The sequence below is a fragment of the Arthrobacter sp. LjRoot78 genome (assembly GCF_964254335.1).
Taxonomy (GTDB): Bacteria; Actinomycetota; Actinomycetes; order Actinomycetales; family Micrococcaceae; genus Arthrobacter.
Genome location: NZ_CAXUTG020000001.1, coordinates 2,379,809 through 2,400,696, shown reverse-complemented (window position 1 = coordinate 2,400,696; position 20,888 = coordinate 2,379,809). Strand labels below are relative to the sequence as shown.

At 65.7% G+C, this 20,888-nt stretch carries 18 protein-coding genes; 9 read left to right on the top strand and 9 right to left on the bottom strand.

The annotated features are described in order from the left end of the window. Positions 1 to 4 precede the first annotated feature (4 nt). Entirely contained in the window at positions 5 to 415 is a 411-nt protein-coding gene (locus tag ACSQ1X_RS11105) for a hypothetical protein (protein WP_436057712.1), read from the bottom strand. A 305-nt stretch (positions 416 to 720) separates the two neighbouring features. Further along, positions 721 to 3,111, bottom strand: a complete 2,391-nt coding sequence (locus ACSQ1X_RS11100; protein WP_436057711.1) for an ATP-binding cassette domain-containing protein — start codon at positions 3,109 to 3,111, stop codon at positions 721 to 723. 148 nt (positions 3,112 to 3,259) lie between these two features. Here ACSQ1X_RS11100 and ACSQ1X_RS11095 point away from each other — a divergent pair, with 148 nt between their 5' ends. From ACSQ1X_RS11095 to ACSQ1X_RS11085, 3 genes are read left to right on the top strand one after another with little or no spacing between them, the layout of a single operon-like run. After that, positions 3,260 to 4,471, top strand: a complete 1,212-nt coding sequence (locus ACSQ1X_RS11095) for a type III polyketide synthase (protein ID WP_436057710.1) — start codon at positions 3,260 to 3,262, stop codon at positions 4,469 to 4,471. 14 nt (positions 4,472 to 4,485) lie between these two features. After that, positions 4,486 to 5,196 carry a class I SAM-dependent methyltransferase gene (locus ACSQ1X_RS11090; RefSeq protein ID WP_055806601.1) on the top strand — a complete coding sequence of 237 codons (711 nt, stop codon included), beginning with the start codon at positions 4,486 to 4,488 and terminating at the stop codon, positions 5,194 to 5,196. Then, a complete protein-coding gene (locus ACSQ1X_RS11085; RefSeq protein ID WP_436057709.1) occupies positions 5,189 to 6,343 on the top strand; it encodes an FAD-dependent oxidoreductase in 1,155 nt (384 codons plus the stop codon). The genes ACSQ1X_RS11090 and ACSQ1X_RS11085 overlap by 8 nt, the downstream gene beginning before the upstream one ends. 20 nt (positions 6,344 to 6,363) lie before the next feature. On the opposite strand, the gene ACSQ1X_RS11080 is transcribed toward ACSQ1X_RS11085, so the two are convergent. Further along, a complete protein-coding gene (locus tag ACSQ1X_RS11080; RefSeq protein ID WP_436057708.1) occupies positions 6,364 to 6,795 on the bottom strand; it encodes a nuclear transport factor 2 family protein in 432 nt (143 codons plus the stop codon). Positions 6,796 to 6,853: 58 nt separating this feature from the next. On the opposite strand from ACSQ1X_RS11080, the gene ACSQ1X_RS11075 reads away from it, so the two are divergent. Both ACSQ1X_RS11075 and ACSQ1X_RS11070 read left to right on the top strand, forming a co-directional pair. Beyond that, positions 6,854 to 7,765, top strand: a complete 912-nt coding sequence (locus ACSQ1X_RS11075) for a hypothetical protein (RefSeq protein ID WP_436057707.1) — start codon at positions 6,854 to 6,856, stop codon at positions 7,763 to 7,765. Positions 7,766 to 7,774: 9 nt separating this feature from the next. After that, entirely contained in the window at positions 7,775 to 8,446 is a 672-nt protein-coding gene (locus ACSQ1X_RS11070; RefSeq protein ID WP_436057706.1) for a peptide deformylase, read from the top strand. Here the strand turns inward: ACSQ1X_RS11070 and ACSQ1X_RS11065 are convergent. Further along, positions 8,443 to 10,527 (bottom strand): S9 family peptidase, encoded by a 2,085-nt coding sequence (locus ACSQ1X_RS11065; protein ID WP_436057705.1) that lies wholly within the window; start codon positions 10,525 to 10,527, stop codon positions 8,443 to 8,445. The two genes, ACSQ1X_RS11070 and ACSQ1X_RS11065, sit on opposite strands and share 4 nt — an antisense overlap. 122 nt (positions 10,528 to 10,649) lie before the next feature. Here ACSQ1X_RS11065 and ACSQ1X_RS11060 point away from each other — a divergent pair, with 122 nt between their 5' ends. The 4 genes from ACSQ1X_RS11060 to ACSQ1X_RS11045 all read left to right on the top strand — a co-directional run bounded on the left by ACSQ1X_RS11060 (position 10,650) and on the right by ACSQ1X_RS11045 (position 13,811). Further along, on the top strand, positions 10,650 to 11,501 hold the full coding sequence (locus ACSQ1X_RS11060) for a putative RNA methyltransferase (protein ID WP_436057704.1): 852 nt from the start codon (positions 10,650 to 10,652) through the stop codon (positions 11,499 to 11,501). Positions 11,502 to 11,623: 122 nt separating this feature from the next. Beyond that, on the top strand, positions 11,624 to 12,085 hold the full coding sequence (locus tag ACSQ1X_RS11055; RefSeq protein ID WP_055805686.1) for an NfeD family protein: 462 nt from the start codon (positions 11,624 to 11,626) through the stop codon (positions 12,083 to 12,085). 115 nt (positions 12,086 to 12,200) lie between these two features. Next, positions 12,201 to 13,202 (top strand): SPFH domain-containing protein, encoded by a 1,002-nt coding sequence (locus ACSQ1X_RS11050; RefSeq protein WP_436057703.1) that lies wholly within the window; start codon positions 12,201 to 12,203, stop codon positions 13,200 to 13,202. A 261-nt stretch (positions 13,203 to 13,463) separates the two neighbouring features. Continuing rightward, positions 13,464 to 13,811 carry an RNA polymerase-binding protein RbpA gene (locus ACSQ1X_RS11045; RefSeq protein WP_026266329.1) on the top strand — a complete coding sequence of 116 codons (348 nt, stop codon included), beginning with the start codon at positions 13,464 to 13,466 and terminating at the stop codon, positions 13,809 to 13,811. 117 nt (positions 13,812 to 13,928) lie between these two features. Here ACSQ1X_RS11045 and ACSQ1X_RS11040 read toward each other — a convergent pair whose 3' ends face one another. The 5 genes from ACSQ1X_RS11040 to tatA form a co-directional block, all read right to left on the bottom strand. Then, entirely contained in the window at positions 13,929 to 14,669 is a 741-nt protein-coding gene (locus ACSQ1X_RS11040; protein WP_436057702.1) for a polyprenol monophosphomannose synthase, read from the bottom strand. Positions 14,670 to 15,090: 421 nt separating this feature from the next. Continuing rightward, positions 15,091 to 16,767 (bottom strand): amidohydrolase, encoded by a 1,677-nt coding sequence (locus ACSQ1X_RS11035; RefSeq protein ID WP_436057701.1) that lies wholly within the window; start codon positions 16,765 to 16,767, stop codon positions 15,091 to 15,093. A 63-nt stretch (positions 16,768 to 16,830) separates the two neighbouring features. Next, entirely contained in the window at positions 16,831 to 19,722 is a 2,892-nt protein-coding gene (locus ACSQ1X_RS11030) for a DEAD/DEAH box helicase (protein ID WP_436057700.1), read from the bottom strand. Between the two features lie 24 nt (positions 19,723 to 19,746). Then, on the bottom strand, positions 19,747 to 20,541 hold the full coding sequence (gene tatC, locus ACSQ1X_RS11025; protein ID WP_055806611.1) for a twin-arginine translocase subunit TatC: 795 nt from the start codon (positions 20,539 to 20,541) through the stop codon (positions 19,747 to 19,749). Positions 20,542 to 20,589: 48 nt separating this feature from the next. Then, complete coding sequence (gene tatA, locus ACSQ1X_RS11020; protein ID WP_055805697.1) at positions 20,590 to 20,886, bottom strand: Sec-independent protein translocase subunit TatA; 297 nt, start codon at positions 20,884 to 20,886, stop codon at positions 20,590 to 20,592. Positions 20,887 to 20,888: the final 2 nt, after the last annotated feature.

Genomic DNA, 20,888 nt, shown 5'->3' with positions numbered 1-20,888 from the left:
CTATTCACGTGCGCTCACTGGCATAACGCGTCCAAGCTTCTCCTGCGGCATCTGCGTGGAGGAATGCGACCTGGTAGCTGTAGCCGAGTGCTTTGGCGACCAGTGGTGGCGGGGTGACGGAGAGGTGCTCGTCCCGTGCCGTGTTCCGTGATCCGAGGAGTTCAATTCCGAGGCCACGGAGCCTGAGCATGATCGTGTTCGGGTGGAGGTGCTTGCCTGCCCTGGTTCCGGGGAAGAGCCAGTGGCTTTCTGCACCTGATGCTGTTCGGAGGTTGGGGCGGTTCCGGACGTGCTCGCTGAGGAGTTCCGCGAAAGGCGGCGGGACAGGCACTGGATGCGTGCCGAGGGAGATCGTGATCGTGCCGGTGGTGTCGTTGATGTTGACCGCGCAGGTCAGAGGCGTCTTTTCTTTCATTCGGCGCACAAGCCCGGCCCACCCAGTCATGGCTGGGAACATCGATTGGAGTCGGAGAAAACCCCTGAACGCCGCCGCGAAAGGCGCCTCGAACGCGTGGCGCGGAATTCCGCGGGAGAGGGCCTGAATGATTCACCTGATGAGATACGCAGAGTACTACTTTACATAATGTAGATTATCGGCGTTATAGGGGAGAAGTCCGGCCAGGCGAGAGGGGGCCTGTTTTCCGCCCGTTTTCCGTGTCGTGGTTACGGCTGATCGTGCCGTGCTTAAACCGCGTTCCGTTCACCATGAAGCTCGGACGTTCAGCCGCCGACGTAAGCCGCGAGGTGCTCGCCGGTCAGCGTCGAGCGTCCTGCAACGAGTTCTGCCGGGGTTCCTTCGAAAACGATCCTGCCGCCGTCGTGCCCGGCGCCCGGGCCGATGTCGATGATCCAGTCAGCGTGAGCCATGACGGCCTGATGGTGTTCGATCACAATGACCGATTTGCCGGAGTCGACAAGCCTGTCCAGCAAACCCAGCAACTGCCGTACATCGGCAAGGTGGAGGCCGGTGGTCGGCTCGTCGAGGACGTACACGTCGCCCTGCTCGGCCATCTGGGCGGCCAGCTTCAGCCGCTGGCGCTCACCGCCGGACAGCGTGGTGAGCGGCTGGCCCAGGCTGAGGTAGCCGAGCCCGACGTCGGAAAGCCGCGCGAGGATCTTATGGGCAGCCGGAACCTTCGCGTCGTCTGAATCGAAGAAAACCGTCGCCTCGGTCACCGGCATCTCCAGCACCTCCGCGATGTTCCGGCCGCCCAGCGTGTATTCCAGGACCGATGCCTGGAACCGCCGGCCTTCGCAGTCCTCGCAGGGCGACTCGACCGTGGCCATAACGCCAAGTTCGGTGAAGATGACACCGGCACCGTTACAGGCGGGACAGGCGCCTTCGGAATTGGAGCTGAAGAGCGCCGGCTTGACGCCGTTGGCCTTGGCAAACGCCTTCCGGATCGGCTCGAGGAGGCCTGTGTACGTAGCAGGGTTGCTGCGGCGCGAGCCCTTGATGGCTGCCTGGTCGATGACCACCACGCCGTCGCGGCCGGCAACAGAGCCGTGGATCAGCGAGCTCTTCCCGGAGCCAGCTACCCCCGTGACGACGCAAAGCACGCCGAGCGGGACATCGACGTCCACGTCCTGGAGGTTATGCGTCGATGCGCCGCGGATCTCCAGTTTGCTGGCTGACGTACGAAGAGCGTCCTTCAGGACCGCCCGGTCGTCGAGGTGGCGCCCGGTGGTGGTATCGCTCCCCCGCAGCCCCTCGACGGTTCCCTCGAAACAAAGCGTTCCGCCGGCCGTACCTGCACCCGGTCCCAGGTCGACGACGTGGTCTGCTATGGCGATCGTCTCCGGCTTGTGCTCGACCACCAGCACCGTGTTGCCCTTGTCGCGCAACTGGAGCAGGAGCCGGTTCATGCGCTCGATGTCATGCGGATGCAGGCCGATCGTCGGCTCGTCGAAGACATAGGTGACGTCGGTGAGCGACGAGCCCAGGTGGCGGATCATCTTGGTCCGCTGTGCCTCTCCCCCGGACAGCGTCCCGGCCGGCCGGTTAAGCGAGAGGTAGCCGAGGCCTATTTCGGCGAAGGAGTCGAGCAGGTGCTGCAGTCCTTTGAGCAACGGCGCCACTGAGGGCTCGTTGAGGTCACGGACCCAGTCGGCAAGGTCGGTGATCTGCATCTCGCAGAGCTCGGCGATGTTCTTGCCCTGGATCTTCGAGGTCAGGACGTTCTTGGTCAGCCGCGTGCCTTCACAGTCGGGGCAGGTCTGGAACGTCACGGCCCGCTCGACGAACCGGCGCACGTGCGGCTGCATCGCCTCGGGGTCCTTGGAGAGCATCGACTTCTGCATCTTGGGGATGATGCCTTCGTAGGTGAGGTTGATGCCCTCCACCTTGATCTTGGTGGGCTCGGCGTACAGCATCGTGTCGAGCTGCTTCTTGGTGAACTTGGCGATCGGCTTGTCCATTGGCAGGCCGACTCCCTCGAACAGCCGGCCGTACCAGCCGTCCATCGAGTAGCCGGGAACCATGAGGGCGCCGTCGCTGAGTGTCTTGCTGTCGTCGTACAAGGCGGTGAGGTCGATGTCGCTGACATTGCCCATGCCCTCGCAGCGCGGGCACATGCCGCCCAGGTAAACAGCCTGGCTGACAACGCTCTTCTCGACGCGGCCGCCCCGGTCGGTGGACATGACGCCGCTGGCCTTGCGGGTGGGCACGTTGAATGAGTATGCCGTTGGCGGGCCCACGTACGGGCTGCCCAGGCGGCTGAAGAGGATCCGCAGCATGGCGTTGGCGTCGGTGGCGGTGCCGACCGTGGAGCGCGGGTTGGCACCCATCCGCTCCTGGTCCACGATGATGGCCGTGGTCAGGCCCTCGAGGAAGTCGACGTCGGGCCGCGCCAGGTTGGGCATAAAGCCCTGCACGAACGCGCTGTAGGTTTCGTTGATCATCCGCTGCGACTCGGCGGCGATTGTCGCGAAGACCAGTGAACTCTTGCCCGATCCGGAGACGCCCGTAAACACCGTCAGGCGCCGCTTAGGGAGCTCCAGGCTGATGTCCTTGAGGTTGTTCTCCCGCGCACCCTGCACACGGATCAGGTCGTGAGTGTCGGCTACATGCAGCGCGGACGACTGCGGGTCCGACGTGGTGGCCATGGTCATCGTCTCTCCATCTGCTCATCGGGGCCGCCTCGTGGCATTCGCCGGGCGGTCACCTGGCTCAATCTAACCAGCCTCAAGGGGTCCGCCGGGCTTCCTACCGTATGGTAGCCACCATTGTCTTAAGGCGAAAGCTCACTGAGAATGAACCATGACGGTCTACCTGAGGTCCCTGGAAACTGCTGTCCCGCCCACCGTACTCATTCAGTCCGAGGCCCGTGATGTGTTTGCTGCCCAGCCGGGGCTGACCAGGCTGGGGTCGCGGCTCGTGAACACCTGTTTTGATTCCGCCGCCATCGACACCCGCCATACTGCCGTCACGGAGCTGACCAAAGAGAGCCGTGCCGACGATCCACAATTTTTTGACCCCGATACCGGCCTGGTACTGAGTCCCAGTACGAAGGTCAGGAACGACATCTTCGGCCGCGAAGCCACCAAACTCTTCGTGGAGGCTGCCAAAGCCGCGCTTGATGCCTGTCCCGGCGTCGAGTCAGCTGATATCACCCATCTGGTCACGGTCTCGTGCACCGGCTTCTTCAACCCGGGTCCTGACTACAAAATCGTCCGCGCACTGGGCATGAACCCGGCTGTGCAGCGCTACCACCTTGGCTTCATGGGCTGTTACGCGGCTTTTCCGGCCCTGCGTGCCGCCAAATCCTTCTGCGAGGCGGACCCCGACGCCGTGGTCCTGGTGGTCTGTGCCGAGCTCTGTTCGCTCCACGTCCGCACCTCCAACGACCCCGACACCATCATGGGCTCGGCCCTGTTTGCGGACGGCGCCGCTGCCGCGGTCGTCTCGGCGCGGGACATCCCCAACGGGAACCCCCTGTTGCGGCTGGACCACTTCGAGACTGTGCTCACTCCGGTCGGCGAGGAATCCATGGCATGGAACATCGGCGACGAAGGCTTCGAGATGGTGCTGGGTAACTACGTCCCCCACATCATTGACGACCACATCATCGGCGCACTGGAGCCGCTGCTTGCGCGCGACGAATCCCTGCGGGGACTCCCCTACCGGGACATCACCCACTGGGCCATCCACCCCGGCGGGCGGAGCATCCTGGACAAGGTGCAGTCCCGGCTTGAGCTCACGGACGAGCAGCTGGTTCCTGCCCGGGAAACCCTCCGCAAATTCGGCAACATGAGCAGCGCCACGGTGCTTTTTGTCCTCAAGCACATCGCCGGACTCCCGCCGCAGGACGGCGACGAACGCATCTGTTCGATGGCGTTCGGGCCGGGGCTCACGGTGGAAACGGCGATGTTCACCAAGGTGCGTGCACCGCTCGCAGAGTCTTCACCCGAGGCAGCCGGGGAGTCCTCAGTACTGCCTGCTGCAGCACGGACAGAGCCGTCGCTCCTCTGATGGCAGCCCGTTTGATGGCTGGCTCGGGATGGCTGCGCGAGCGGGACGTCCACGCCCTTGAGGAAATGGACCGTCCCGGCTGTGATCCGGCGCGGCTGGACCGCACGTACGCGCAGTTTTCCGTGGTGAACAGGGCCATTGCCGGGTGGCGCGGAATCTACCGGACCCATCTCCGGCCCGTTCTCTCAGCCACAGAAGTGACGACGTTGCTGGACATCGGCTGCGGCGGCGGGGACGTGCCCGTAATGTTGGCGGCGTGGGCGGCCAGGGACCGGCGCAGGGTGGAGATCACGGCCATTGATCCGGACCGCCGAGCCTTCGAGTTCGCCCTGCGCCGCAGGCGCGTCGACGGCGTGACGTTCCGGCAGGCGTCGACGGCCGGCCTGGTAGCCGAGGGGCAGCGCTACGACGTCGTCCTGTCCAATCACGTCCTGCACCACCTGGACACAGTTGAACTACCGCAGTTCCTGGCCGAATCGGCGCTGCTATCCCGTGGCCACGTCCTCCACAACGACATCCGCCGCAGCCCCGCCGCGTACGCGCTGTTCTACGCCGTTTCGTGGCCGTTTCCCGGATCGTTCATCAGGGACGACGGCCTGACGTCCATCCGCCGCAGCTACACGGCGGCGGAACTCCAAGCTGCCGCTCCCCCGGGCTGGGCCGTTGCGCCCCGTTTCCCCTTCCGCAATCTGCTCACTCTGGACCGGACCAATCGCGGTGATTGACGTCGTCGTGGTGGGCGGCGGGCCGGTGGGGATGTTCCTGGCGGCCCTCCTGCTGCAGCACGGCGTGTCGGTCCGGATCCTGGAACAGCGCGCGGTGCCCAACGCCCACTCCCGCGCCATCGGCATCCATCCCCCGTCGCTGGAAGCCCTCGACTGCATCGGCGTAGCGTCCGGCCTGGTAGCGGAGGGCGTCCGGATCCGCCGCGGAGTTGCCATCGGGGGCGGCGTGGAAGTGGCGGGAATGTCCTTCGACTCCGTGTCCCGGCGCTACCCGTTCGTGTTGTCGGTTCCGCAGGCGCGAACGGAAGCCGCCCTGGAACGGCGCGTCCGGGAGCTGGACCGCGGTGCGCTTCTCCGCGGCGCAACCGTGACTCGAATTCACGACGACGGGACGTCAGTTGCGGTGGACGTCCTCACCGCCGGCGGGGAATCCAGGATTCATGCGTCCCTGGCAGTGGCCGCGGACGGGGTGCGCTCCACTGTCCGCCAGCTGCTGGACGCCCCCGCCCGGCTGAAGGTGTATCGCGACAGGTACCTGATGGGAGACTTCGCCGACAACACGGCGTTCGGCCCGGACGCAGCCCTTTTCCTGGAAACCGCCGGCATCGTGGAGTCCTTTCCGCTGCCGGGCGGAGTGCGGCGTTGGGTGGCCAGATTGCCGGGCGCCCTGGTCGCTGCTGGCGCTATTCCGGGTGCGCCGACTCCCGGCAGCCTGGCGCGGATCGTGCAGGAGCGGACCGGGATCGCGGTCGACGCCGGCACCAGTTCGATGCTGAGCAGCTTCGGCGCCCGTACCCGGCTGGTGGAGCGCATGGTCCACGGGAGGATCACGGTCATCGGTGACGCCGCCCACGAAATCAGCCCTATAGGCGGCCAGGGCATGAACCTGGGCTGGCTGGATGCTGCTGAACTGGTGCCGGTCATCCTCCGCCGGCTGGCGCGGACCGGGCTGGAGCGGGATCTCCGGTCGTTTGAAGGTCACAGGCTGCGGGCGGCCGCTAAGGCTGCCCGGCAGGCGGAAATCAACATGGTGCTGGGCAGGCCGTTGGCGCATCCGTGGTGGACAGTCAGGAACCGGCTGATCGGATGTGCGGCGGGCGTGCCGGCGGTCAATTCACGCGTGGCCGCCCGGTTCACCATGCACTAGGGATTCACCGCTGCAGCGGACTACTCCGCACCTGCCGGGTCCGCCTCTGAATCACTGCCGAAGTAGCAGTCGTAACTGTCCTGACTGGTGATTCTTCCGTCGCGGACCTCGAAGACCGATGTGGTGCGGGCCCGGATTGTTTCGCCGGCGTCCCAGTAGCGCAGGTCCATCAGCAGCGTGGCCGACCAGTCCGCTTCCAGGACCACGCGGCCTCCTTCGCATGTGGTCCGCCGGACGTCGAAACGCTGCCCGGACACCACCTGGCGGCTCTGATCCGCCCCCGCCAGCACCTGCGCACGGCTGCGAGTGGACCCTTCCGGCGCGAGCAGGTGCGGCGCTTCAGCCAGCGTGAAGTCCTCGGCCAGGAAGCTGTCCACTTCAGCGGCGCCGCCGCCGGCCTCAATGGCGCGGACAAATCCAAGGACACAGTTGAGCGGGGTCTGTTCGGTCATGGAACGAGGGTAGCCCATGGCCAGGCGCCCGGATTCAACGGGCCTTTAGACTGCTGGCATGGACGGCGCAGCGCAAGGGAAGCGACGGTGGTCAGCAACAGCCGCCGTCGTACTCGCTGCTGCGGTGGCAGTTCCCGCGCTGCAGGGCTGCAGCACGGAGGCGGCGGTGGCCGCTCCGTTGACGGCGGAACTCAACCAGTTCAGGGACAACTACGGCAGGCAGATCATCGAGATCCAGCTCAGCAACACCTCGTCCGTGCCGCTAACGATCTTCAGTGCTGAGGTGTCCAGTTCCCTGTTCCCGGCGGGCACATCCTGGCGGGCAATGCCGGAGGGCACCGAAGTGCCGCCGGGCCAGACAAAAAGCCTGCCGGCCATGCTGCCGGCGCCAGCCTGCGGCAGCCCTGGGGCGGATGCCGACGCAGATACCTCGGCCGGCGCGGCACCGGCGGAGGTCAAGGTGTCCTTCCGCCAGGGCTCTACATCCAGCGACGTGCATTTGCCGGCAGCGGACCCCTTCGGAGTCCTGCCACGTAACCGCGCTGAACTCTGCCTTGCGCAGGAAGCCGGGCGCATCGCCCGGATGGATCTCGCCCCGGAACTGGAGGTTGCGGCGGACGGCCGGACCGCCGTCGTACGCCTTCAAGTGACGCCCCGCGCGCCCGAAGCCGGGACACCGCGCACCCTGACCATCGAAAGCGTCGAGGGCACCACCCTTCTCGCCGAAGCCCCGAACAGTCCGTGGCCGCGCGGAGTCATGGTTGCTGCCGGCGGGAGCCCCGGCGAGTTCCGACTCCGGTTCCGCCCCGCCCGCTGCGATCCGCATGCCGTCGCTGAAGACAAGGTGGGAACCCTGCTGCCCCTGCGCCTCGATGTCGGTGGACGGCGCGGCGTGTTCAAGGTTCCTGCCGGTGCCGCCCTGACGGGCCGGATCCACGCGTTCGTCACGGCGGCCTGCACGGCGCACTAGGCTTTTCCCATGCTTCATGTCGCGAACCCCACCCCGTTCAGCAACGCCCGGATCAGGGAAACCGTCCAGGAGATCCTCGCCGCCGGGGTGCTTCCGCCCATTGTGCAGGCCGGCCATCCGGTGCTCCGGCAGCAAGCTGCACCGTACGACGGCCAGCTGGACAGCGCCGAACTCGCCGCGCTCATCGCGCTGATGCGTGAGGTGATGCATGACGCGCCCGGTGTCGGCCTGGCGGCCCCGCAGCTCGGCATTCCCCTGCAGCTCGCCGTCCTCGAGGACCAATACGACGTCGACGCCGATATTGCCGCTGTCAGAAACCGGACACCGCTGGAGTTCTTTACGGTCATCAATCCGAGCTATTCCCCAGTGGGGACCGGCGCCGCGGCCTTCTTCGAAGGTTGCCTTTCGCTCCAGGGCCTGCAGGCCGTGGTGTCGCGGCACGAGTCAGTGCGCCTCGACTTCACCGACGCATCGGGAACCACGCTGCAGCGGGATTTCTCCGGCTGGCAGGCGCGTATAGTCCAGCACGAGACGGACCATCTGCAGGGAGTGCTCTACATCGACAAAGCCGAGCTGCGCTCCCTGAGCAACAACGCGGAATACGGTGCGCGGTGGGCCCACCCGGACATTGGCCTCGCCCGGCAGGAGCTGGGTTTCCTGCCGGACGAACCCGCGGACTAGAGGTTGGACCGGGTGGGCAGGTAGCGGGACCACCAGCGCAGGATTTCCTCGAAGCGCTGCTTCCGGTGGTGCGGGGTGCCGGACCGGGACAGCTCGTGGTTTTCGCCCGGGAAGACAAGGAACGCAGCGTCCACACCCTGCTGCTTCAGTGCCGTGAAATATCGCTGGCCCTGTTCCACCGGGCAGCGGAGGTCTTCTTCACTGTGGATGACCAGCGACGGCGTGCGGACGTTGCGGACGGTGGCCATGGGGCTTTGGGCGGCCATCTGTTCCGCTGAGCTTCCGGTGTACTCGCCGCCGAAGAACCAGCCGATATCCGAGGAGCCGACGAAACTGACCGGATCGAGGAATCCGCGCTCCACGATGGCCGCTTTGAAACGGTGGTCCTGGCTGATGGTCCACGCCGTGAGGTATCCGCCGTAGGAACCTCCCATGATCCCGAGCGAACCGCCGTCGAGTTCCTGGAACTTTGCCAGCGCGCCGTCGAGGAAGGACAGGACGTCCAGCATGTCCACGGTTCCCATCTTTTCCTTGATGGCACGCCCGTGGGCCTGGCCGTAACCGGCAGAGCCGCGGGGGTTGCACATGAGCACCGCGTAGCCGGCCGCGGCGTATACCTGCGCTTCGTCGAACAGGGCCACGGTGTACTGCGAGAAAGGCCCGCCGTGGATGTTGAGCAGGACGGGGTGCGGACCTTTTCCGGGTGGCAGCACCAGCCAGCCGTGGACCGGGTAGCCGTCAGCCGCATCGAAGGTCAGTTCCCTGGGCTCAATAATCTCGGCCTGAAGCCGCAGTTCGGCCGAAAAATCCGTCAACAGCCTCAGCTGGCCGCCCTCCAGCGCCGCAACGTCCCCCGCTGTGGCGGCGTCGCAGAGGCTGACGAACAGTGAGCCGCCCGCGGACGCAGCGCCTGTGACGACCCGGTCTCCGTGGACCAGCAGCGAGTGGTTGCCTGTTGCTCCAAACTCGAGCAACTCAACCGTTCCCTGCGCGTTGTTCAGGAGCAGTACCGTATCGGGGCCGCGGAGCTCCAGTTCCCCGGAGCCTCCGGCAAGGTCCATCATTTCCACGTCGCTGAGGACGCTGGCGTCGCCGCCTTCCGCCGGCATCACGTACAGGGCCGTATTCCGTGCCACAAAGTCCTGGCCGGACTCGCCGAGTTCCTGGGCGGTGTAGAACAGCCACTTCCCGTTCCTGGACTGGCGTGCGGCACCGACCGTCTGGCGCCCGCTGTTGGCCGCTTTGATGGATTCCGGCTCACCGCCAGAGGCTGCCACCCGGTACACACCGGCTTCCAGGTCACGGTCACTGCCTTCGTGAAGGGCCGCAACGAAGTACACGGATTGTCCGTCCGCGCTGAACGATTCACCGCTGTGGTCTGCCGCGGCAAAGGTCAGTTGCCGCGCGGCCGGGAGCAGTTCGCTCGCCGCCGCATCGGCTGCGGCTTCGCGGGCGTCGGCGTCTGCCGCCGGACCGGGGCCCGCCGCCGGATCTTTCGCTGCTGGCTTGCGGGCCTTCAGCGCCCGGCCAACCGGCGCCACGCGCGGTTCGTCGTCCAGTTCGGGGACCTCCACGATGAAGAGCTGGAGGGGCTTGTCCGCCGTATACCCGACACCGTTCATCCGGTATTTGTAGTCCGTGATCAGCCTTGCGTCCTCAGCACCGGCGGATACGCCGTCCAGCGTGCCGTACCGGCCGTCGTCGGGCGTTCTGGCACCGAAGACAATGCTGCGCGAATCGGGAGACCACGCAAAGGATGAGACGCCGAGCCTGGCGTTGGTCAGGACCTGCGGTTCGCCGCCGGCCGCCTCCACGACGTGAAGCTGCGGCCTCCCGCCTGCCGTCGCGCGCAGGAACGCCAGCACCAGCCCGTCCGGCGAAAAAGCCGGGGCAGTGTCGCGGAAACCGCGGGTCAGCCGGCGGGGCAGCTTCTCCGGATCCAGCGGCACGGTCCAGAGCTGGCCCACGTAGGTGTCGGCGTCGAAATCGGGGCGGACCACCGAAACCACTGCCCGGCTGCCGTCAGGGTGGACGGCGGGGGCGGAAACGGACTTCAGCAGGGGCAGATGTTCAGGCTTCACGCCTGTGAGCCTAACGGCTCACGCATGACCTGTGAAATAACTCACGCCGCGCCCCGTCGCGGTGCTTCAGGCCGTGGAGCGCCGGGGACGGCGACCCCCGCCGCGGCCCTAGGATTGGGTGCATGCTTCCCGACGCCGCCCGTTTGCTCCTGTGCCCCGTCTGCCGGAACAGCCTTACCCTCCGCGGAAACCGGCTGGCCTGCCCGGAGGGCCACAGTTTTGACGCGGCCCGGCAGGGCTACTTCAACTTGCTGGTGGGCAAGGGCACTGTCTTCGAAGCCGATACCGCCGCTATGGTGGCCGCCCGCTTCGACTTCCTGTCCAGCGGGCATTACCGGCCGCTTGCCGACGCGGTCGCGGAACTGGCCGCCGCCGCGCTTCGCGGGGCGGACGCTGCGGTGCTGGATGCCGGAACGGGAACCGGACATTACCTGAATGCGCTGCTGGCGGTGGCCCCCGCGTCCGCCATCGGCCTGGATATTTCCAAATTCGCGCTGCGGCGCGCGGCCCGGATGAATCCCGACGCCGGCAACCTGGTCAGCGACGTCTGGCAGCCGCTTCCGGTCGCGGACGCAGCTGTTGACGTCGTCACGGTGGTTTTCGCGCCGAGGAACGCCGCGGAATTCGCCCGCGTGCTCCGCCCCGGCGGGCGGCTGATCGTGGTCACCCCGCGGTCAGGCCATCTTGCTGAAATAGCGGGACAGACCGGCATGCTCGGGATCGAGCCGGCCAAGGAGGAGCGGCTTGCCGCCTCCCTGGCCGGACATTTCGCCCAGCGCTCCACCCGGGAGTTGGACCTGGATCTGGGGCTTGAACCGGCCGACGTCGGCAATCTGGCCCTGATGGGGCCCGCCGGCCACCACTTGGATCCCGCAGCCCTGGACGCCATCATCGCGGCGCTGCCGCCCCTCACGCAGGTCTCGGCCCGGTTCCGGATCAGCGTGTTTGAACCCTTGGAGCAGCCGCCCGCATAACGACTTGACTACTTTCCGAACGTGCCAAACGGTCCCCTCCTGCGCCCCGCCGCTTCGGTCTAGGATGGAAGGACAGTTACTGAGGGCCTGCGTCCGCAGCCCCGGGGACGGAGGGGGAGCGCATGTTTGAATGGCTTAACGAGAACTGGTGGGCACTGTGGCTCACCGTTTTCCTGGCTTTTGCCGTGGTGGAGATGCTCACCTTGGACCTCTTCTTCATCATGCTGGGCGGCGGAGCGCTGGCCGGGCTGCTGGCTGATTTCGCCGGTGCCGACTTCTGGCTGCAGATCGTGGTCTTCTGCGTAGTTTCACTGCTGATGGTGGTCTTCGTCCGTCCGGTTGCGCTGAAGCACCTGAAGAAAGGCCCTGCGGAGCAGCGGACCAACATCGACCGCCTGATCGGCGAGTCCGCCCTCGTCATGGAGACCGTCAGCACCTCCTCCGGGCTGGTCAAGATTGGCGGGGACGTCTGGAGCGCACGCTCGGAGAACGGCGTCCTGAACGCCGGGCAGCGAGTAGTGGTTTCGGCCATCGAAGGAGCCACCGCGGTGGTGGCGCCACAGCCGGAGACGGCCGTCCAGTAGGACCGGCAGCGCCAGCACGCAAGGACATTTTTCCGGCCGCCGTCACCGGCGCCGGGCACGCGGCGGACCACCGCCGCGAAAATAGCAAGGCACATAACTGGGGAATAGGTGATGTATGGATATCGCAGTCGCAATCGTGCTGCTGGTTCTCGTTGCGTTCGTAATAATAGTGCTGGTCCGGTCGGTGCGGATCGTCCCGCAGGCCCGCGCGGGCGTCGTGGAACGGCTCGGTAAGTACCAGCGGACCCTGCTCCCGGGCCTCACCATCCTGATTCCCTTCGTGGACAGGCTCCTGCCGCTCCTGGACCTTCGCGAGCAGGTTGTGTCATTCCCCCCGCAGCCGGTTATCACCGAGGACAACCTCGTCGTCTCCATTGACACGGTGGTCTATTTCCAGGTCACGGACGCCAGGGCAGCCACGTACGAGATTGCGAACTACATCCAGGCGGTCGAACAGCTGACCACCACCACACTCCGAAATGTTGTTGGCGGCCTGAACCTCGAGGAGGCCCTGACCTCCCGCGACCAGATCAACGGCCAGCTTCGCGGCGTACTGGATGAAGCGACCGGCCGCTGGGGCATCCGGGTTTCCCGTGTGGAACTGAAGGCCATTGATCCGCCCCACTCCATCCAGGATTCGATGGAAAAGCAGATGCGTGCCGAACGCGACCGCCGCGCAGCCATCCTCACGGCCGAGGGCACCAAGCAGTCGGCCATCCTCACGGCGGAAGGGCAGCGCCAGTCTTCCATCCTGAAGGCCGAAGGTGATGCCAAGGCTGCCATCCTCCGCGCCGACGGTGAAGCCCAGGCCATCCAGAAAGTATTCGACGCCATCCACAAGGGCAACCCGGACAACAAGCTCCTGGCCTATCAGTACCTGCAGACACTGCCGAAGCTGGCCGAAGGTTCCTCCAATAAGCTCTGGATCATCCCCAGCGAAGTCGGGGAGGCCCTGAAGGGCATCGGCAATGTCCTCGGAGGCAACAATGCTGATCCCCGCACCGGCGGTCTCTTCGGCGGCGGCAGTGATACCAAGGCGGACGACGGCGGCACTGGCGGCGGCACCGCCGCCAACCACGGGGGCACGCAGCCCGCGGACCCGCGGCAGCCTCTGTAGGCAACAACGTCCGGCATTGGCCGCGGGAGGTGTCCGCGTTGCGGGAACCTCCTTGCGCCTGCGGCAGCGTCCGGCTTTACGCGCCGGGAAGTTAGCCCGTATAATGGGATATTTGTCCGGCCGGTTCAGACCTGCTGGAACAATCAAGCTTGGCAAAGCGTTGTGTCTAATGATGCAGGGCAGTGCAAACAGTAGTCCGAGGCGTGAGCTGCCCCGGCTAGCGCGGAGCCTGGCTCCGCGAACCGACCAAAGGGAGAAATCATGAGCGATCGCAGCCTCCGGGGCATGCGTCTTGGCGCACAGAGCATGGAGACCGAATCCGGTGTTGAGCCGGCTCCGCGCCAGCGGGTTGAGTATCGTTGCGAGGACGGCGAGCAGGTCTTCGTTACCTTCTCCTCCGAAGCCGAGATTCCTCCGGTGTGGGTTTCGAAGACCGGCAAGGAAGCCTTGCTCGTTGACGGCGAACGCCCCGTCAACAGCAACGAGAAGGCCGTGCGCACGCACTGGGACATGCTCCTGGAACGCCGTTCACTGCCCGAGCTCGAGCAGATCCTCGAAGACCGTCTGACCATCCTTCGCGAACGCCGCGGCGAACGGCGCTCGGCCTAGACCAGCGCCCCCCGCGAAGTCGAGAACGCAAGGGCCGGGCCCGTAACCTCTTGGAGAGGTTACGGGCCCGGCCCTTTTCTTGTGTCCGGCTAGTGCCCGATGTTCAGCACGGGCCGACTAGGACGTGGCCGAACCGCGGCCTGTGAGCTTCCGCCAGCGGGCGGTGAGTCCCCACTTGGTGACGTTGATCATGGCTTCCACCACGATGTTGCCGCTCATCTTGGAAGCTCCGAGTTCCCGCTCCACGAACGTGATGGGTCGTTCCACGATCTTCAGGCCCATTTTGGCCACCCGCCAGGCGAGGTCCACCTGGAATCCGTAGCCGACGGAGTCCACCTGGTCCAGGTTGAGCTTCTCAAGCGTCGTCCGCCGGAAGGCGCGGTAGCCGCCTGTGACGTCCTTGATTTTGATGCCCAGCATAAGGCGGGCGTACGTGCTGCCGATCCGTGAGATGGCCTGGCGGTACAGGGGCCAGTTGACCACGCTGCCGCCCGGCACCCAGCGGGAGCCCATGGCTAGGTCTGCGCCCTCTTCCACGGCGTCCAGGAGCTGCTGCAGCTGCTCGGGCTGGTGGGATCCGTCGGCGTCCATTTCCACCAGGATGTCGTACCCGGCTTCCAGCCCCCACTTGAACCCGGCGATGTAGGCGGCTCCCAGGCCGGCCTTGCCTTCGCGGTGCAGAACGTGGACCTGGCTGTCCTCCGCGGCGATGCCGTCCGCAAGCTGTCCGGTGCCGTCCGGGCTGTTGTCGTCCACCACCAGCACATCGGAAGCCGGGACGGCCGCGCGCAGGCGTGCGAGTGTCTTGGGCAACGATTCCAGCTCGTTATAGGTCGGGATGATGGTGAGGACACGCACAGCGAGGCCCTTTCCTTGATGGGAGCGGTCACGCGCCACGAAGCCGAACAGAAGTGAGGGCTTTAAGGCGCAAGTCACCATTATAGGGAGTTTGCGCTGGCGGGGCGCGTCACGCGGGCGGGCCGCGGGCAGGTCCACATGCCTCGGGCCAGTTGCGTCCGGATTCGATGTGCCTCGGCGGAACTGTTTTCTGCTGCAAAGTGGACCTGCCCCCGGGACTGCCACGGTCTGGCCCGACGGCAGGTCCGGGCTGGGCACCTGCTGGCGAGTCACGCGGCCAGACGGAGCCCCTTGACTGTTGGTTCCGTCCGTTGCGACTCAATGCTACGGACAGCCCCGGCAGTGTCAACCCGGGTTTGACCTGCAGTTTTAGGCATAACTGCAGGTCAGGAGCATACGGCGCGCCGGTAAGCTTTCCGGCCTATGACCGCAGGGAGCCGTTTGTGAACAACTCTTTTCCGTCCCGGACGGTCTGCAGGCACACAGGATCGCTGCCGGTGTCCAGCGCCGGCAACAAGGGTGTGCGCGCCCGGGGGTCCGTACTCCAGGACTGAACCCGGCCGTCCGCGACCTGCACCATGAGTTCCTCCACTTCCCAGACCGCGAAACTGGCCGGTGCGCCCGGAACCAGCTGGCCGGCCATCGGGTTGCGGTACTTGGCTGCCCGCCAGCCGGCCCTGGTGTGGCCAAGGAAAGCCGCCCTCGCTGAGATGCGCTGGTCCGGGTTGCTGTGCTCAAGGCAGGCGCGGACGCTTGCCCAAGGGTTGAGCGGAGTGACAGGACTGTCGCTGCCAAAGCTGATGGGAACTCCTGCAGCATAGAACGATGCAAAAGCATTCATCCCGCGCTCCCGGTGCCCCAGACGTTCCTGATAAAGGCGCCCGGCTCCGCCCCACGCCGCGTCGAATCCCGGCTGCACACTGACTGTCACGGAGTATTTGGCCAGCCGGCCGATTGCGTCGGCGTCGGCCATTTCCACATGTTCGAACCGGTGGCCGGCGGCCCTGACCCGCTGCTCCCCCACTTCCGCGGCCGCCCGGTCCAGTGCGTCCAGGGCCGCGTCGAGTCCTGCGTCTCCGATGACGTGGAAGCCCCCCTGGATACCCAGCATGGAACAGGCGGCCAAGTGGGCGGCTGCCTGGTCCACCGACAGGTAGAGGCTGCCGCGCTCTCCCGGGGCATCGCTGTAGTCGTTCCTGAGTGCGGCAGTGCGGGACCCAATGGAACCGTCAACGTTCAGGTCACCGGCGAGTCCGCGCACGCCTGCTCCGAGGCCTGCCAGGATAGCGTGGGCATCTTCCTCGGACCCGGCCAGCTGGCCCCAGTACGGCAGGACCTCGGGCATCGGCTTCCCGAGTGCATCCGGGCCGTTCCAACCGGCGGCAATCCGCAGGTCTGCAGGGCTGCCGATATGCGGCGCGGCCATTTCCGCCACTGCCACATAGCCGTTTGCGGCGGCGTCGGCCAAGGCGCGCGACTGGTAGCTTCGCAGGGCCTCGTCCGGCAGTTGCCGCGCGGCAAGCCTGGCCGACGTGTGGGCCTGGCGTTTCACCTGGCTGCCGGCCGAGTAGCCGTCCAACCCGGCCAGGCCGGCTGCTTCGGCCAGGGATGATGACACCAGCGCGGAATGGGCGTCGACGCGGGAGAGATACACGCGCCGGCCCCCTGCCGCACGTTCCAGTTCCTCGCGGCTGGGCAGTGCCGGGTCGGACCAGTTGCTCTCGTCCCATCCATGGCCCAGGACGGTGCCACCGGCATCGGCTGACGACCCCGCAACGGAGGCAGCCACGGCATCCAGGAGTTCGGCGGCGGAGCGCACTGCGCCCAGCTTCAGCGAGTCCAGGGCAATGCCCGTTTCGGTTAGGTGAACATGTGAGTCAACAAAGCCGGGGGCCAGGAGTGCGCCATGAAGGTCGACGATGTCCATGGACGAATCGGCGATGGATGTTGCTGCCTGCTCTGAACCGACCCATGCCACGGTGTCACCGTCCACCAGCAGTGCGGTGGCAAAGGGGTCGGCAGCGGTGTAGACGGAACCATTGCGGTAAAGCGTCACTTTGCGTTCTCCGGCCGGCTGGTCCGCCCGTGCGTCAGTCATGTTGTGTGGTGCTCCTAAGCAGCCTTGAAGGTAGTGGAAATGTGCGGGCGGGGACCGTTGGGGTCACACCACCGTGGAGTAAGCGACCACTCCGCGGCGCACCAGGATGATGGCCTCCGAACAGAGCCGTGAGAGCCTCGGATCCAGGCCGGGGATCTTCGCCAGCTGGTCCAGGAGGTCGATGACCTGCTTGACCCACCGGACAAAGTCGCCGGCTGCCAGGTCTGTGCCGCTGAGGACCTCCTGGAGGTGCCTGCCCTTGGCCCACTTGAAGATGGGCCACACGAGCCCCAGCTCCGGCTCACCGGTCAACGGAAGCTTGTTCTCTTCCTCGGCATCTTCCAGCACGGACCATTCCCGAACGACGATGTCAACGGCGGTCTCCAGGGACACGCTGGGCATCCTGGGCCGCAGCCCGCGTTCTTCCCGCTTGGCCTGGAAAACCAGCACGCTCGCGAGTGCCGCCACTTCGGTGGCGTCAAGGTCGCTGAACGCACCCTGCCGGAGGGACTGGGAAATGAGGAGGTCCTTTTCGCCGTAGATACGGCGCAGCTTCTGGCCGTCGGCGTTGATGGTCACCCTTCCCGAATCGGACGTTTCGAGGTAGCCGTAGCTGGAGAGAAGGTCGCAGACCCGGTCGAACGTCTTGGCGATAGTGTTTGTCCGGCCCTGGATTTCGCGGGCCAGTCCGTCCGTTTCGCGGCGGAGTTTCAACCAGCGCTCCGACCAGCGTGCGTGATCCTCGCGTTCACTACAGCCGTGGCACGGATGGGACCGGAGCGCCAGCCGCAGTTCGGTAATCCGCTTCTCCTGGTCCGGCAGGGCCGCCGCCCTGCCGAAATCAGTGTTGCGGGTGTTTCCGGGCGCCGGGGGACGGTTTTCCCCGATGGCGTTCCGGACCGAAGCCGCCAGGTCTTTGCGCGACTTGGGGACCTTCGCGTTGAACGACTTGGGGATGCGGACCCGGGTCACCGGGGTGATGGGTCCTTCAAGGTCCTGGATGCCTATCCTGCGCAACTGGTTGTCCAGCGTCAGCACCGCGGGACGCGGCTCGCGGGAGTTGTGGTCTGAGCCGAGCACCACAGCCAGACCGGGCGCCCTGCCTGTCGGCACGTCCACCACATCGCCCGGGAGGAGCCTGCTCAGGGAGTCCTCGGTAATGGACTTGCGGGCCTTCGAAGTGCTGCGGGAGGCGGCGTTTTCCGTGTCCGAAAGTTCCCGCCGAAGCCGGGAGTACTCGGTGAAATCACCGAGATGGCATGTCATGGATTTTTGGAAGCCGGCCAGGGACTCCTCCCTGCTCCGGACCTGCTTGGCCAGGCCCACCACGGAACGGTCCGCCTGGAACTGGGCGAAGGAGGACTCCAGGATTTCCCGGGCACGCGGCCTGCCGAACTGCGCCAGGAGGTTGATGCTCATGTTGTACGTGGGGCGGAAGCTCGAGTTCAGCGGGTAGGTGCGGCGGGACGCGAGGCCTGCCACTGCTGTGGGGTCCGTCCCGGGCTGCCAGAGCACCACGGCGTGGCCCTCGACATCGATGCCGCGGCGTCCGGCGCGGCCGGTGAGCTGAGTGTACTCGCCGGCGGTGATGCCAACGTGGGCTTCGCCGTTGAATTTGTCCAGCTTTTCGAGGACCACGGAACGTGCCGGCATGTTGACGCCCAGCGCCAGGGTTTCGGTGGCGAAGACCGCCTTGACCAGGCCTTCGACGAAGAGCTTCTCCACGACTTCCTTGAACGTCGGGAGCATCCCTGCATGGTGGGCTGCCAGACCCCGCAGGAGGCCGTCGCGCCAACTCCAGAATCCGAGTACGTCCAGATCGTCCGAGGGGATGTCCTGTGCCGCTTCGTCAACGCGGCTGGCAATGATCTGTTGTTCCCGCTCGGTAGTCAGCCACAAGCCGGCTGCGACGCACTGGGCCACTGCAGCATCGCAGCCGGCGCGGGAGAAGATGAAGGTAATGGAGGGCAGCAGGTCCTGCCGGTCCAGGCTGGCGATGACCTGGGGGCGGCTGGCCTTGCGGACGGCACCCTGCTGGGCTGCCTGGGAGCGGTTGTCGCCGCGCTGGCTCTGCTGGCGACGCTGGCTGCGTCCGCCATGGCCGAAGCGGGCCCGTGAATTCATCTGGCTCTCGGTGCGTGCCATGGCCAGCAGGTCGGGGTTCACTTCAAACCCCCGTTCGAGGGCTACGTTGGCCGTCATGGCCGTTGCGCCGGGGTTCGCTTCCCCTTCGGGGGCAATCTCATCGAATGTCGTTTCGCCCGCGAAGAGGTCCACGATCTCCCGTCCCACCATGACGTGCTGCCAGAGCGGCACCGGCCGGTGCTCGGTGACGATGACGTCGGTGTGTCCGCGGACGGTGTCAAGCCAGGCGCCGAATTCCTCGGCATTGGAAACTGTGGCGCTCAGCGAAGCCACCTGGACTTCGCTCGGCAGGTGGATGATGACTTCTTCCCAGACGGCGCCGCGGAACCGGTCAGCGAGGTAGTGGACCTCGTCCATGACCACGAAGCCGAGGTCGTCCAGGGTGTCTGAATCCGCGTAGAGCATGTTCCGCAGGACTTCGGTTGTCATCACAACCACCGGGGCGTCGCCATTGAGGCTGGTATCGCCTGTCAGGAGCCCTACGTTTTCCGGGCCGTACTTGTCCGCCAGCTCCGAGTACTTCTGGTTGCTCAGCGCTTTGATCGGGGTGGTGTAGAAAGCTTTGAGCCCGCGCTGGAGTGCCAGATAGATGGCGAACTCCCCCACGATGGTCTTGCCGGCACCGGTGGGGGCCGCGACCAGCACTCCCCTGCCCTGTTGCAGGGATTTGCAGGCCTGGCGCTGGAAATCGTCGAGTTCGAAATCCAGCGTCCGGACGAATGCGCCGAGGTAGGTGTTGGCTTCTGCGGTCCGTTCGGCACTGGCCCGATAGAGTTCGGATGGCGACTGTGGCCCGGTTGTGGAGGACATACTTCCAGCCTAGTGGGCGAGGGGCTACAGTTTCCCCAGTTCCGACCCGGGCGTCGCGATGTCTGCCGTCGCGTCAGTTTCGGCGGCGATCTTTGCAGCCTTACGATCCCGGCGCCGGTCGTTGAAGATACAGAGTCCGATGGCGGCGAAAAACAATGCAAGCAGCGGGCCTGCGAGCAGGAACATGGACAGTGCGTCCGCTCCCGGTGCCGCGACGGCGGCCAGCACGAACACCAGGAAGACCGTGATGCGCCAGGCCTTCAGGATGGTCTCGCCCCTGATAATGCCGGCCATGTTGACGCCCACCAGGACGACGGGGACGAGGAACGCGAGGCCAAGGAACAGGACCATGCGGGTGACGAAGTCGACATAGTCGCGGGCATCGATGAGGTTGGAGAACCCGGCAGGAGTGAACTGGGTCAGCGCGCGCACCACCTGCGGCGTCACCATCCAGCCAACCCAGACGCCGGCAAGGAAGAGCGGCACCGCTGCGGCCATGTAGCCGAGCGTGTAGTGCCGTTCCTTCTTGGTAAGGCCGGGGGTAATGAAGGCCCACAGCTGGTAGATCCAGATGGGGCTCGAGATGACCGCGCCGATCAGCAGCGAAAGCTGCAGTTTGAAGTCAAACGGCGATGCAATGCTGGAGAAGTTCACCGAAGAGGTGCCGCCAGTTGTCTCGGCGATCCGATCGACGGGTTCCTTCAGCGCGCTCAAAACCGGGTCGTAGAGGATCCAGCCCCCGATGCCGCCGATCACAAGTCCGATAGCCGACTTAATGAGCCGGTTCTTGAGCTCCTTAAGGTGGTCCATCAGGGCCATCCGGCCCTCGGGGTTGGATTTACGGCCCTTCGTCAGTGCCACTTCAGGTCAAACGCGGTTCGACGGCGGAACGTCGGTGCCGTCGGCGCTGCCAGTGCCGCTGCCGGTGTCACCGTTTTGCGGCCGGGACTGCGGGTGGTTGACGATTTTGCCTTCAACCGGGTCCGTGCCGTCTTTGGCCTCGGGTTTGCCGTCGTTCTTCATTTCCTTGACCTCGGATTTAATGATCCGCATTGACTGGCCGAGGCTGCGGGCCATGGCCGGAAGCTTGGGGGCAGCAAAAAGAAGCAGAGCCACGATGATAATAATGACGATGGGCCAAGGGCCATCAAAGAGTCGTCCCACTG